The sequence below is a fragment of the Candidatus Synechococcus calcipolaris G9 genome, assembly GCF_029582805.1.
GTDB classification, from domain to species: Bacteria; Cyanobacteriota; Cyanobacteriia; order Thermosynechococcales; family Thermosynechococcaceae; genus Synechococcus_F; species Synechococcus_F calcipolaris.
Genome location: NZ_JAKKUT010000002.1, coordinates 1,571,249 through 1,585,533, shown reverse-complemented (window position 1 = coordinate 1,585,533; position 14,285 = coordinate 1,571,249). Strand labels below are relative to the sequence as shown.

The window sequence follows — 14,285 nt, the reverse complement described above, 5'->3', positions numbered from 1 at the left end:
CAATTCTAGCCCAATCGGTTTTGGATGTATTGTTCATAGCGTCTGCGTTCATAGGTCAGTGCCTTTCGTATGGAGATGATGCGAACTTTTTCTTCACCAGACTCGGTGTAGACAACAACTACAACCCGCCCACTCAATAAACCGATGCCAATCCATCGATCCTCGCCATAATCTTGCCGATCATCAAACTCGATAAGCATCGGTGATTTAAAGATATGAAAAGCATCAGCAAAGTCGAATCCATGCTTTATGAGGTTCCTTTGGTTTTTACGCTCATCCCACTCAAACTTCATGACTCAAACCTAGCACATGATCAAGGCATAGACGGGATGCTCCTGATAACCTTCAGCTACTCCCCCAATCAAAGGCTATGGCAACCTATCCTTCTGATTGACGGCCAATGAGGCGATCGCGCAGGTGTTTAATGCGATCGCGGTATTGGGCAGCGGTTTCAAATTCCAGGTTTTTAGCGGCTTCCTTCATCTGCTGCTCTAGTTGCTCAATCAATGGCGGAATCTCTGCTAGGGAAATATCGGCGGCGACGGTATCGAGTTCCTGTAGCTCCTGGGCATTCACACGGCGGGACACATCCAAAAATTTCAGGATCGCATTTCCGGATTTTTTGACAATGGGTTGAGGAGTAATGCCATGCTTTTGATTATGGGCTAGTTGGATTTGGCGGCGGCGATCGGTTTCATCAATGGCTTTAGCCATGCTATCGGTTAAGTTGTCGGCATAGAGAATGGCTTGACCCCGGATATGACGGGCGGCCCGGCCCATGGTTTGAATCAGCGATCGCTCTGCCCGCAGAAATCCCTCTTTGTCCGCATCTAAAATGGCAACAAGCGAGACTTCCGGGAGGTCTAACCCTTCCCGCAGCAGGTTGACACCAATTAAGACATCAAATAATCCCTGGCGCAGATCCTCTAGGATTTCAATCCGCTGAATCGCATTAATGTCTGAGTGCAAATAGCGCACCCGCACATCCCGTTCCTGGAAATATTCCGTCAGATCCTCCGCCATGCGTTTGGTTAAGGTGGTAATTAAAACCCGTTCTTGGCGATCGCAACGAAGGCGGATCTCCGTCAATAGATCATCCACCTGGCCGGTTGTGGGACGGACAAACACCTCTGGATCCAGCACCCCCGTGGGCCGAATAATCTGCTCAATCACCTGCTCCCCCGAAATCTCTAGCTCCCAATTGCCGGGAGTCGCCGAGACAAAAATGGCTTGAGTCACCTTTTGCCAAAATTCCTCGGCTTTGAGGGGACGATTATCCGCCGCACTGGGTAAACGAAAGCCATGGTCAATTAAGACCCGCTTACGGGCCTGATCGCCGTTATACATGGCCCGAATTTGGGGAACAGTGACGTGGGACTCATCCACCACTAGCAGCCAGTCATTGGGAAAATAATCCACTAAACATTCCGGGGGTTCTCCGGCTTCCCGGCCCGCCAAATGACGGGAATAGTTTTCAACCCCATTACAAAACCCTACTTCCCGCAACATTTCTAGGTCATAGCGGGTGCGTTGGCTAATGCGTTGGGCTTCGAGGAGTTTGCCTGCCTGCTCTAGGGCTAAAACCTGGACTTCTAATTCAGCGGCAATCTGATCACAGGCAATCTCTAGCCGATCTTCGGGGGTAACAAAGTGGCGGGCCGGGTAGATATTCAGGCCCTCTAGGCTTTGCAAGGTTGCCCCAGTAATCGGATCCACATAGCGAATGGCATCAATTTCATCCCCAAAAAATTCCAGGCGAATAATGCGATCTTCGTAGGCCGGGCCAATCTCGAGGACATCTCCCTTCACCCGGAACCGTCCCCGGCCAATTTCCACATCATTGCGGCTGTACTGAATACTCGCCAAACTTCGTAAAAGCTGGCGTTGATCCACTTCTTCTCCCACCTGGAGCGGAATCGATGCCTTGAGGTACTCGGCCGGAATCCCTAAGCCGTAAATACAACTAATGGAGGCAACGACAATCACATCCCGCCGCTCAAAGAGGGATCGGGTTGCCGAGTGGCGTAGCATATCAATTTCATCATTAATGGCGGCGGTTTTTTCGATATAGGTATCCGTTACCGGGATATAGGCCTCCGGCTGGTAATAGTCATAGTAGGAAATAAAATATTCCACCGCATTGTGGGGGAAAAATTCCCGCAGTTCGTTACATAGTTGGGCCGCTAGGGTTTTGTTGTGGGCGAGGACGAGGGTGGGTCGTCCCAAATCGGCAATGACGCGGGCAATGGTATGGGTTTTGCCGGTTCCGGTAGCCCCCAAAAGGGTTTGGAAACGCTGGCCCCCTAAAATACCTTGGCGCAATTGGGCGATCGCCTGGGGTTGATCCCCGGCCGGTTGAAAGGGGGCACAAATCTGAAAATCTGCCATGGTATGACCCGTGATTCCTGGTTAATCGTTAGTTTTATGACTGGAAATCATGACTGGAATTATGACTGAAAATAGATTACTGCTGGGGATAGGTAGATTTGGGTTTAATACTACGGCAGCGACTAATGGCATCCCCTAGGTCTTCCAGCTTAATGGGTTTGCTAATATAGTCATCCATTCCCGATTGAAAACAACGCTCGCGATCGCCCGCTAGGGCATTGGCGGTCATGGCAATAATCCAGGGCCGTTGACTGGTGGGCCACATTTCACAGATCCGTTCCGTTGCCGTCAAACCATCCATCTTGGGCATTTGTACATCCATAAAAATCACATCGTAGGGGCGGTGTTGGAGTGCGTCTAAAACTTCTAAACCATTAGCGGCCACATCCACCCGGTAGCCCATCCGCCGGAAAATATGCAGGGCTACTTTTTGGTTGACAGCATTATCTTCCGCTAAAAGGATCCGCAGCGGGTAGCGTTGACTCATCTCATGATCGATCGCCAGCCGTTCCGTCTTTCGCTTGGCCTCAGTGGTGGGTTCAACAATCTGACAGAGAACCTGCTCCAGTTGCTTTGGTTTCAGGGGTTTAGTGACATAACCGGCACAGAGATTTTTTGCCGTAGTCGATTCCAACCAACTCAGGGGAGTCATTAGCACGAGGGGAATATCTGGACGTTGATTGTGGAGTTTTTCAGCCAATTGGAGACCATTCATTTCCGGCATTTGTAAATCAATGAGGGCGAGTTGCCAATTGGGTTCGGCCGCTAAGACCGCAGCACCACTGGGAAACATATCCGGCGCCATCCCCCAAGACTTTAACAGGGTTTGCAGGAGTTGCCGACTGGCCCCATTGTCATCCACGACTAAAATACGATGACCCGCCAAGAGCTTGAGCCGTTCATCGGGCTGCGATCTCTCCGAAAAGGCGGCCAACACCTCCACTTGAATGCTAAAGATAAAGGCCGTTCCCTGGCCCGGATGACTCTCGACCTGCATCTGCCCGCCCATCAACTGACAGAGCCGCTCACTAATGACAAGACCCAGACCCGTGCCGCCGTACTCCCGCGTGGTGGAGGCATCCACCTGACTAAAGGGCTTAAAGAGTCGATCCAGGCGATCGCTGGGAATGCCAATACCCGTATCCACCACCCGAAAGAAGATCTCTTGCCGGTCATTGGCTTGCACTGGGCCCCCGTCCAGATGAATACTCACACTCCCTGCGTGGGTAAACTTGAGGCCATTGCCCACCAAATTGACTAAAATCTGCCGTAGTCGGGTAATGTCGCCGCGCACTAAATCCGGCGTTTGCGGTGTAATGGTATAGAGAAGTTCAAGACTTTTTTCCTCGGCCTTACTGGCTAACAAACTGAGAACATCTTCTAGGCAGTCCCGCAACTCAAAGGGCTGTTGCTCCAGAACCAGTTTGCCCGACTCAATTTTAGAAAAGTCAAGAATATCATTAATAATCGAAAGGAGGGCATCCCCTGCCTGGTAAATGGTTTGGACAAAATCCCGTTGCTGATCATTGAGAGTCGTATCTAACAATAGGTTGGTAAACCCTAGAACCGCATTCATGGGGGTGCGAATTTCATGGCTCATGGTGGCCAAAAATTCACTCTTGGCGCGGTTGGCCAGTTCGGCACTGAGGCGGGCCTGCTCTAGTTCCTGGTTTTGCTGCTCAAGTTGTTGCCGTTGTTCCGTTTCCTGCTCCAACAGTTGTACCTGGGCGAGGCCAATCCCCACCTGGGCCGCCACACTAGCAAAAAGCTCCTGATCCGCCGGACTCCAATCCCGATGACGACCACATTGATGGGCAATTAAAATGCCATTGGTCTGGCCCCGATAGGAGGTGCGACTTAAGAGGACGGATTTCACGCCGAGTTGCTCACAGCAATCGTGGAGATTGGCTAAACTGGGTTCTTGGTAGACATCCTTGATCGCCATGACCTGATCATTTTTCAGGTCAATTTTCTCCTGAAGTTGGAGTAAGTGGGCCTCAATGGCACTGGATAAGGTCTGCACCGAATCAATGCCCGTATCTCGGTATTCGGCAACTAGACTCAGGGCTGGCGTGGGCTGGGGATGATAGCAATAAATGATGCAACGACTCGCTATCAAGGCCGGCCCCAATTTTTCCACCGCCGTTCGGCAAATATGATCCCGCTCTAGGCGTTGGCGAATTTCTTCGGTGATCTGGCGCAGGAGGGTTGCCCGCTGCATTTGTTTCCGCAGGCTGACTTCGGCCCGTTTACGCTCGGTGACATCACTTTGAATGCCAATGTAGTGGGTGAGTTCCCCCTGGTCATCGTAAATGGGTGAGACTGAAAGTTCATTCCAAAAGGGGCGGCCATTTTTGCGGAAATTTCGTAAAATTACCCGACAGGATAATCCCTTGGCGATCGCCCCCCGTAGGGCCTGTAGCCCCGCTTGATGACGATCTTTCCCCTGTAAAAAGCGACAGTTTTTGCCCAAAACCTCAGCGGCCCGATAGCCAGTGATTTTCTCAAAGGCAGGATTGACATAGATCATTGGCCGATCGGGCAAGCGATGATCCGTAATCACAATGCCATTGGTACTGGCGGCGATCGCCCGATCCCGTAGACGTAGTTGGGCTTCAATTTTTTTCTGAATAGAAATATCATTGGCAATGCCCATGAAGCCAGTGATATTGCCCTGGGGATCTCGAGTCGCTGTCACCGATAACCGTACGGGCCGCCGACTGCCATCCCGACCGATGTAAGTCCATTCCTGTTCATCCACAGCCCCCAAGCGGGCCTTGGCCACAAACACTTCAAAACCAGGGGCAATATTGTAGCCAAATTCCTTACTCAGGGCGATCGCCCGCTGGGCTACCTCCGTTGGATCATGGAAGATGGCAGGCGTTAAACGACCGATCACATCCTCGGCTTCGTAGCCCAACCACTGCTCTGCGATTCGATTAAAGAGGGTAATAAAACCATGGACATCGGTGGCAATAATCGAGTAATTGGCACTATTCAAAATAGCCAACTGAAGGGCCATCACCTCTTGGTGGCGATCGCGGTTGCTTTGGGCTTCCAGTAAATGCCGCCGTAACTCTAGTTGATTCACTACCTGATGGGCCAGGGTTTTGATGGTGCGCTCTTGGACAGCCGTTAATTGCCGTGGCTTCTGGTCAATCACACAGAGGGTTCCCAGGGCAAAGCCATCCTCCGTAATCAGGGGCATTCCCGCATAAAAACGAATCTTAATGCCATCGGTGACAAAGGGATTGTCAAAAAAGCGTTCATCCTCTAGGGCATCGGGAATAACAAATAAATCGGGTTGCAAAATCGCATGGGCACAAAAGGCAACATCCCGACCACTTTCGCTGGCATCAATTCCCACCTTGGACTTAAACCACTGCCGCCCAGAGTCCACTAAACTCACCAGGGCGATCGGAACATCACAGACCGCTGCCACCAGTTGGGTTAATTCGTCAAACTCCGCCTCTGGATCCGTATCCAGAACGTGATAACTGACCAGGGCCTGGAGACGTTCAAATTCATTTTCAGGGGTTGGGGCGCAGCGCATTGCCGACCAGGACAATAGGGGTTTTATACTCGGTATCTACATTATAGGCATTGATACTCCCTGCCCTGGGTTGAAGCGTTTTTAATGCAGGTTTTAATACAGGACAATACCTGAAATTTATCTATCTCTACAATGGGAATTAGTTCTGTAATACGATCCGCTATGACATCGACCAATAATGCACCCTGGGATATTAAACGTTTTGCCCAGACCTTGGCCTATTTTGAAACCCTACCCTTTATCGGTAACTTTAGTGGCTTACTTAGTGATATACGGGCCGGGTTGGAGCCATTCTTGCCACTTGAAATGAAAGGGGTATCCTACGGCGGCACGGGCCTCATCTTGGTTTTGGGAGCAACGGGGGGCACGGGGCGACGGCTGGTGAAACAGTTACTTGGCCAAGGATATGGTGTACGGGCCCTAGTGCGCGATCGCCAAAAGGCGGAAAAGGTTTTACCCCATTCAGAACTACTGGAAATTGTCACGGGGGATGTCACCGAGGCGGACAGTCTGCCACCGGAGTTAATGACCCATGTGCGTACCGTGATCTCCTGCTTAGGAACCATTATTCGTCCAGTGGAACCCGACCCAGACGAAAAAAAGTATGCCCAAGGAATTAAGTTTTATCCCCCCCAGGTGGTTGGCCCCAGTCCGGAGCAGGTGGAATATCAGGGTGTCAAGGCGGTGTTAGCCTTAGCGGTTCCCCATTTTGCCCAGGAGTCATCCACCTATCCTCTCTTTGACTACCGCTATCCTTCTCCGGTGCTAGGGGAGGTTTGGGGTGCCCTAGATGATGTGGTCATGGGCGGCGTGAGTGAAAGTGGTCTGCGCCTACTCAGTACAACGGCCCTGTTTACGGGAACCGTCTCCACCGCCAATTCCGGGGGCTTTGTTTCCATTCGCACGCGGAATCTCTACCCACCCTTAAATTTAGTGGGCTACCAAGGGATTGCCCTACGGGTGAAAGGAGATGGTCAACGCTATAAGTTTTTCCTGCGGAGTGAGGAAGCCTGGGATGGGGTGGGCTACGCCTATTCCTTTAACACCGTTGCCGATGAATGGATCACGGTGCAAATTCCCTTCCGAGAGCTAACCCCCGTTTTTCGGGCGCGAACGTTGCCCAGTGCCCCACCCCTCAATATTGGCCAGATCCATTCCTTGCAGTTGATGCTCAGTAAGTTTGAGTACGATGGCAACCTAAATCCCCACTTTAAGGCGGGCCTCTTTGCCCTGGAAATCGAATCCATTGCTGCCTATGGGGGGCCGGATTTACCCCGTTGGATCATGGTTAGTTCTGCGGGGGTAACTCGACCCGGGCGATCGGATTTAGACTTGGCCCAGCAACCCCCAGCGGTGAAAATGAATGATCAATTGGGGGGAATTCTCACTTGGAAACTGGCCGGAGAGAATGCCGTGCGGGAGAGTGGTTTGCCCTATACCATTTTACGTCCCTGTGCTCTAACCGAAGAACCGGGCGATCGCCCCCTACAGCTTGCCCAAGGGGATCGGTTGACGGGAAAAATTAACCGCGATGATCTCGTGGCATTCATCGTTTCCTTGATCAATGCTCCCCAGACCTGCGGCCGCACCGTTGAACTGGCCGAAGCCACCGCAGAATCCAAAGATGGAGGCGGATCTTCAGCCTGGGCCAGTCAAATGGGACAATTTTTAGCCGATGTTTGAATCAGCCCCACCCTCCCCTGAAGATTGAGCGCTCTGACGGCAGGCTCCCGGATTGTTCTAGAGTAGATCGATACAGGTTGTCTATAGGTTCTTCTAACTGATGCTCATGTTTTGGCCATGGCGATCGCTTCTCGCCGCTATCTTTGCCACAGGGATGATTTTAGGGTGTAGCCCATCGGTACAAACCCTGGAAGAGGCCCCATCAGAGCCATCCCCGGTGAACCCTGTTAATGCCGATCCCGTTGTACCCGATCCCGTTGTAGCTGATCCGCCAACTCGCTATGGGGTCGTGGATGAATTTTCGAAATTTCGTTACTGGATCGATGGAGATCAATACTTCCGCGATCGCCCCTTGCCTTCAGGAAAAATCCAAACCTCCCCGATGAAACTCCTCCAGGTTCTCCGGAATACCCGTCATTACTTTGAACAGTTTCAGGAGAGTGATCCGGTGATTCAGCGGCCGGGGGTTTTAGCCTCCCAGGGCGTGACCCTTGAGGATGTCCTCCAAACCCTAGATTTTATGATCCTCACCCTGACTGAAGATATTAGTCAGAAACGTCCGATGCGGCTGCAAGATGGCGACTTTATCAATGAACATTTTCGTGTCATTCAGTGGTTGCCCTACCAGCCGAAAACTGAAAATTCCCAAGCTCAGCAAAGAAGACAGCAGTTGCGGTTAACCAACTATGCTATTTTTACTCACCCAGGCTCTCGCCAAAAGACCGGAACCTATAATGTCGCCCTCTATGCCCTACCCAATGGGGATGAGACAGAACTGTTTTATAAGCAATACACAAAGCAGGATGTACTCCAGGGTATCTATGAACCAGGGGGCAAAGAAGCGGGTCGGGTTAAACCCCTTGCCTACCTAACTCGGGCCGCCTTTGAAGATGCCTTAATGCAGGGCACAATTCTGATTAATTTTACCGATGGCACATCCTCATTTTTTAATGTGGATCGCAATAATGGAATTGCATTTGTGCGTGGCGTTGATCCCTACCAGCAAAAACGCTATTGGTATTTTCGTCCCGTGGAAGCGATTAAGGGCTACGGCAGCCATATTGACAACAAAATTAATATTGAGCCAGAGGTCACCTTTGCTGGGGATGTTTTTAATATGGGCCTGGGTCGGGTGGTGCTATTAGAGGACCAACGGCGAGGACAACGCATATTTCGCCTGGGGGTCATTGCCGATACTGGTGGTGCATTTATTCCCAATCTCTATCAGTTAGATTTCCTGACGGGAACCTTTCCAACCTATCAAGCCTATCAATCCTATGCCAGGCAATTACCGGACTATGTGGGAGCCTACATTTTAATCAAGAAATAGTTTAATCAAGAGATAGTCAACTGTGAACTGTTATATGATGGATTTAGCCATGGCAGAATCGTGGATATGGAGTCTTTGAATAGATCCCACCATGCATTAAATGGCAACAGATGCCAAAATAGAAACTTAAGTTATTGGGCAATACGCTATGGTCTTTGATCCTGAAAGTGTAAATTTTCACTCCTCTGTGGGCGAGGATGCTCAGGCCAACTTACTGTTGAAGTACCTTCAGAGTCAGTCTCCAGAAATTTTAACTCGGGTTGCCCGTTCGGCAAGTCCGGAAATTCGTCAGATCATTAGTCACAATGTCCAGGGCTTAGTGGGGGGATTGCCACCGGAAGCCTTTAATGTGCAAATCACCACCGATCGCGACAATTTGGCCGGACTCCTCGCTTCGGCAATGATGACGGGCTACTTTTTGCGGCAAATGGAACAACGGATGGAACTGGAAACAGGTTTCAGTAATTCCGTATCAATGCCATCGGATGCCGATCGCTAAGCTTAAGAGGCTGGAGTGATGCTTAAATATTCCCTCGCGTCCTTAATGAAGTAGGGAAAGTTCTGGAAAACGAAGGGCACGCATTCCCCAAAAGACTAAATGGGGATCCAGAATAGGGGGGGGATCGACCGTTACAGATGGGTTTTGAAGAGTTTGGAGAAGCTGGGCTAGGAGATGGCGATCGCCACCGGTGAGAATCACGTTGCCCGATGGAAATTGGCTATGCCAGTCATTGATATAGGCCTGTACTCCTGCCCCTACCGTATATAAAATGCCACTCTCCATAGCCCTGGGTGTGGTTTTCCCCCAGCGATCGGGTATCGTCGCCATGGCTTTGAAGGTAATGGAGGGTAAACGGGCCGTATATTCATGGAGTGCCGTTGCCATTAATCCCAGTCCAGGTAAGATGGCCCCGCCAATAAAATGGTGATCCTGATCTACCCCGGTCAAGGTCAAGGCAGTACCACTATCAATGACGAGGGCCGGGCCCCCATACTGGGCGATCGCCCCCCAAAGGGCCAAGGCCCGATCAATCCCCAAGGTATCGTAAGCACCCGTTAGGGGAACATCTCCTAAACGGACATCATAGATCGAGGCGATGGGCAGGGGGATGAGTTGATCTAGGGGAACAACGGACGCTCGCCAGAGAGACACATTTGTCCCCAATGGGGGGAATGTATCAGGCCAGGGGACATTCTGAGAATTTGGCTGAGAACCTGGCCTGGAATTGATTTCCTGGCTGATTCCTTGAGTGTCCCCTTGCTGAATTTTTCTGTCATGGGTCGTCGTTTCACCATTGCCCCGCAGGGTTGTCCCCGAAAACCAGGCCCAATGATGATGGGTATTCCCCACCATGAGAGCGAACCAATCATCCATCGATCAATTCATAGATTATTCAGATCAGACGTGATGACAGGGACTAATCCCCGTCTTCCTGATAGCCATTTTCACTGCTTTTGCCATCTTCACTGGCTTGATAGAGATGGATATGTTTGTAGCCTAGCTTAATGTTAAATTCATCCCCCGGATTCAATTTCATTGCCCTGGTATAGGCCGCACCAATCACAATTTGACCACTTTGATGGACACTCACCCGAAAAGCCGGATCTCGACCCCGATTTTCAACGGTATTTTCACGTTCTAGGGGTATACCGCTTGCTTCCACGACTGCATCGTAAAAAGAACCTAAATTAACGCGGATATCACCGGAGCGAGTAAATTTATAGTAACCACAAAGCCTTGCGGCTTCACGGCGAGGCTGATCACCAATATCTTTGAGACGTTGGAGAAGGGCCTTTCCGGTGAGCGGAGTGGGTATGTCTGTGTTATCAACCATAAGCCATTTAGAATAATAGACAACGCTTGAAAAGGTGATGTCAGGAAAAACAAACTCAAGGATTGTTAAACCAAAGCATTCAACTGCCTTAAGATTTTAGGCACGCTTTACTCTTCAAATATAACTCCATTAGTCCCAGGAGGGAATCGATTTTTACCCATTTCTAAGTAAAAATATGAAATACAGCCCTAAAGAAGTGATTAATTTAACAGTTTTAATGGTTTTTGCCGAGAAAAGATTGCCCTAAAATTCCCATCAGGACTAGGATAGAAGATAATTTCAGCTAGTTTCTATCTCGTTATTCTCGGCCCCACCTACCGTCCTCCTTCTCCCCGTAACTATATGCAGGTCATTTTTAAGATTAAACGCCAGACCTTACGGCAACCAAGCCATGAACAAACCTATACTCTGGATATTGAACCAGGATTGACGGTTTTAGATGCCCTCAACCAAATCAAGTGGTATCACGATGGAACCCTGGCATTTCGGAAAAATTGTCGAAATACCATTTGTGGCAGTTGTGCGATGCAGATCAATGGTCGGGCGGCCCTGGCCTGCCAAAATAGCATCCGTCAAGAATTAGCCCAGGCGATCGCCCCGGATACGATTACCATTGCCCCCATGGGAAATATGCCAGTGATTCGGGATTTAGTGGTGGATATGCAGGGATTTTGGCAAAATTTAGGGGCTGTGGATCCCTACGTGAGTGCCCCGGCCCGCCAGCTAGGGGAGGGGGAGTTTTTACAGTCCCCTAGGGATCGCGAAAAATTAAACCAGGCGGGCAATTGCATCCTCTGTGGGGCCTGCTACTCGGACTGTAATGCCCGGGAAGTCAACCCTGCCTTTGTGGGCCCCCATGCCCTAGCCAAGGCCTACCGTGTCCTAGCGGATAGTCGAGATCAGGCCAGGGGAGATCGCCTAGAGGCCTACAATAACGTCCAGTCTGGGGTGTGGGGCTGTACCCGCTGCTTTAATTGCAATACAGTGTGTCCCATGGATGTGGCTCCCCTGGATCGGATTAGTCAAATCAAGGGGGCGATTTTAGAAACCAAAACGGAGGATAATACCGTGGCTGCCTCGGCCCTAGATCGTCCCCTGCGCCATCGCCTCGTTTTAATTAACTTGGTGAAGGAGGGGGGATGGATTGATGAGCGCAAGTTTGGCCTGCGGGTTTTGGGCAATGGTTTTCGCGATTGGCGGGGTCTGGGAAGTCTCATCCCCTTGGGGGCGCGGATGCTAGGGCGGGGTAAGTTCCCCTTTCGCTTTCATCCTTCCCCAGCACGAGGGGTTATCCGCCCATTGATCGAAGCTGTGCAATCCTGGAGAAAAGGCGGCTCCAGGGTTAAATCCTAAGCTAGATTACATTTGTTCTTGTCGTCTGCGTCCTTTGCCGTCTCATTTTTGGAACTCCCCTATGACTGAATCGAATGCCCCAGAATCCCAACCTACCCCTTCCTTTGGCTGGTCACGCTATGCCGAACTCATTAATGGCCGCTTCGCCATGATTGGTTTTGTCGCCTTGCTCGTTCTAGAATTATTTACCCGTCAAGATTTTTTTACCTGGATGGGTTTACGCTAATCCATGGCTCGGGTTTGCTTAGAACAGGTTAGCCGTCGCTTTGGAGGAACTGCGGCCCTTGATCGGGTGAATTTTGAGGTACCCGATGGTGAATTTTGGGTATTGGTGGGCCCCTCTGGTTGCGGTAAATCGACGATTTTGCGATTGATTGCCGGATTGGATCAGCCCAGTATGGGGTCGATTTTTATTGGTTCAACTCGGGTCAATGATCAACCGGCCCGCGATCGCGATGTGGCCATGGTGTTTCAAAACTATGCCCTTTATCCCCACATGACGGTTCGGGAGAATCTGGGGTTTGGCCTAAAAATGCGGGGAATGGATCCGGCCGCTGCCCAAGGGCGGATCCAAACCGTTGCCAAGATGTTGGGAATTGACTCCCTCCTAGGCCGCAAACCTCGACAATTATCGGGAGGACAGCAACAGCGGGTGGCACTGGGCCGGGCGATCGCCCGCAATCCCCAGGTCTTTCTCCTGGATGAACCCCTCTCTAATCTGGATGCCCAACTCCGGGATGATACCCGCGCCGAACTCAAGCAACTCCATCAACAACTGGGGATTACGACCCTCTATGTCACCCATGATCAGGTGGAGGCCATGACCCTAGCCGATCGCATTATCGTCCTTGAAGGAGGGCAAATTCAGCAAATTGCCACACCCAAAGAGATTTATGAGCGACCAGCCAATCAAATGGTGGCTCGTTTTTTAGGTCATCCCCCTATGAACCTATTCCCTATCCATCTTGAGGCGGGACGGTTGCGCTGTGGGGATCAAAGCCTGCCCTGTCCGCCCCAGTATCAATCTAAGTTGAAGCCCGATCACCCCTATACCTTGGGCATTCGCCCCGAACACCTTCAAATTTGCTTCCCGCCTGATCAGATGTTGGAATCCCAAGCCTTAGAATCTAACAAATCTAACTCTATGGCTGACCATGAACTCTACATCAAGGCCCAAGTGAGCCTAGTTGAACCCCTAGGTCGGGAAAATTTAGTGCGGTTCCATCTATGGGATGATGCCGATAGGCTGCTGAGTCTTGTGACTACCGCCGGTACGAACATCCAGCGGGGCGATCGCCTGTGTCTGGGTTTTAGTAGTACCAACCTCCATCTTTTTGATGCCGTTTCCGGGCTATCTCTATGTCTAATGTGAATTCGGTTTAAGCAACTTCTAGACTAAACATAGGGCAACCAGAGGGATGAGAATTTAGCACGTTAAGCCGATCTATTCTGTCCCTCTCTTCTCCCGAACTCACGTTAAAGTAACCCAAAAGAGCTAAGTATGGGGAATGGCAGTTCCATCAATAATCCACCGGTTGATCTGACGGTTACTCGGATTAAGTTTTTGCGGGAACCCACCTCTAGGGCTTGGCTGGATCAGGCGCTCGCCCATTTGGATATTATTTTGTTAGATCACTCCCACTGCGAGCGGAAGGCGGCGGGAGTTGCGCTGAATCTAATGTTTCGCTATCCGTCCAATGTAAAGTTGGTGCGCCAATTAACGGCCATTGCCCAAGAAGAACTCCAACACTTTGAACAGGTGAACCAGCAACTTCAGTTACGGGGAATTCCCCTAGGGCCCCTAGCGGCCCCGCCCTACGGCGCAGCCCTAAACCGTTTAATTGCCCGTCAAGAACCCCAACGTCTGCTGGATACCCTCTTGGTTTGTGCCCTGATCGAGGCCCGCAGCCATGAACGGCTCAATCTCCTGGCCCACCACTGTCCCGATCCGGAATTAGGGATTTTTTTTGGTAGTCTTGTTGCCTCGGAAGCCCGACACTACGGTGTGTATTGGCAGTTAGCCACCGAATCCTATCCCCTGGTGCAAGTCACGGAGCGATTAACCCAGTTAGCCCAAGTCGAAAGTGATATTTTAGCCAGTCTTCATCCCCAGCCCCGCATCCATAGTTAGGGCGATCGCCAG

Annotated in this window: 12 protein-coding genes; 7 read left to right on the top strand and 5 right to left on the bottom strand. The window is 50.9% G+C overall.

Annotation, left to right across the window (positions count from 1 at the left end; genetic code table 11):
- Positions 1-5 precede the first annotated feature (5 nt).
- The 3 genes from L3556_RS10610 to L3556_RS10600 form a co-directional block, all read right to left on the bottom strand.
- A complete protein-coding gene (locus tag L3556_RS10610; RefSeq protein WP_277867245.1) occupies positions 6-293 on the bottom strand; it encodes a BrnT family toxin in 288 nt (95 codons plus the stop codon).
- A gap of 85 nt (positions 294-378) precedes the next feature.
- Complete coding sequence (uvrB, locus tag L3556_RS10605) at positions 379-2,388, bottom strand: excinuclease ABC subunit UvrB (protein ID WP_277867244.1); 2,010 nt, start codon at positions 2,386-2,388, stop codon at positions 379-381.
- 76 nt (positions 2,389-2,464) lie between these two features.
- Positions 2,465-5,941, bottom strand: coding sequence for a response regulator (locus tag L3556_RS10600; protein WP_277867243.1), 3,477 nt, complete (start codon positions 5,939-5,941; stop codon positions 2,465-2,467).
- Positions 5,942-6,103: 162 nt separating this feature from the next.
- Between L3556_RS10600 and L3556_RS10595 the strand changes: the two genes are divergently transcribed.
- The 3 genes from L3556_RS10595 (at position 6,104) to L3556_RS10585 (ending at position 9,453) form a co-directional block, all read left to right on the top strand.
- Complete coding sequence (locus L3556_RS10595) at positions 6,104-7,624, top strand: CIA30 family protein (RefSeq protein ID WP_277867242.1); 1,521 nt, start codon at positions 6,104-6,106, stop codon at positions 7,622-7,624.
- A gap of 100 nt (positions 7,625-7,724) precedes the next feature.
- Positions 7,725-8,954 (top strand): hypothetical protein, encoded by a 1,230-nt coding sequence (locus tag L3556_RS10590; protein WP_277867241.1) that lies wholly within the window; start codon positions 7,725-7,727, stop codon positions 8,952-8,954.
- 148 nt (positions 8,955-9,102) lie between these two features.
- Positions 9,103-9,453, top strand: coding sequence for a DUF760 domain-containing protein (locus L3556_RS10585; protein WP_277867240.1), 351 nt, complete (start codon positions 9,103-9,105; stop codon positions 9,451-9,453).
- Positions 9,454-9,495: 42 nt separating this feature from the next.
- On the opposite strand, the gene L3556_RS10580 is transcribed toward L3556_RS10585, so the two are convergent.
- On the bottom strand, positions 9,496-10,329 hold the full coding sequence (locus L3556_RS10580; protein WP_277867239.1) for a pantothenate kinase: 834 nt from the start codon (positions 10,327-10,329) through the stop codon (positions 9,496-9,498).
- A 43-nt stretch (positions 10,330-10,372) separates the two neighbouring features.
- Entirely contained in the window at positions 10,373-10,789 is a 417-nt protein-coding gene (locus L3556_RS10575; protein ID WP_277867238.1) for an AbrB family transcriptional regulator, read from the bottom strand.
- Positions 10,790-11,131: 342 nt separating this feature from the next.
- Here L3556_RS10575 and L3556_RS10570 point away from each other — a divergent pair, with 342 nt between their 5' ends.
- The 4 genes from L3556_RS10570 to L3556_RS10555 all read left to right on the top strand — a co-directional run bounded on the left by L3556_RS10570 (position 11,132) and on the right by L3556_RS10555 (position 14,273).
- A complete protein-coding gene (locus tag L3556_RS10570) occupies positions 11,132-12,142 on the top strand; it encodes a succinate dehydrogenase/fumarate reductase iron-sulfur subunit (RefSeq protein ID WP_277867237.1) in 1,011 nt (336 codons plus the stop codon).
- Positions 12,143-12,203: 61 nt separating this feature from the next.
- Entirely contained in the window at positions 12,204-12,368 is a 165-nt protein-coding gene (locus L3556_RS10565; RefSeq protein ID WP_277867236.1) for a chlorophyll a/b-binding protein, read from the top strand.
- A gap of 3 nt (positions 12,369-12,371) precedes the next feature.
- Positions 12,372-13,514 (top strand): ABC transporter ATP-binding protein, encoded by a 1,143-nt coding sequence (locus L3556_RS10560; protein WP_277867235.1) that lies wholly within the window; start codon positions 12,372-12,374, stop codon positions 13,512-13,514.
- A gap of 129 nt (positions 13,515-13,643) precedes the next feature.
- The gene (locus L3556_RS10555) at positions 13,644-14,273 is read left to right on the top strand and encodes a MiaE family protein (RefSeq protein ID WP_277867234.1); all 630 of its coding nucleotides are present in this window, start codon (positions 13,644-13,646) and stop codon (positions 14,271-14,273) included.
- The last annotated feature ends 12 nt before the right edge of the window (positions 14,274-14,285 follow it).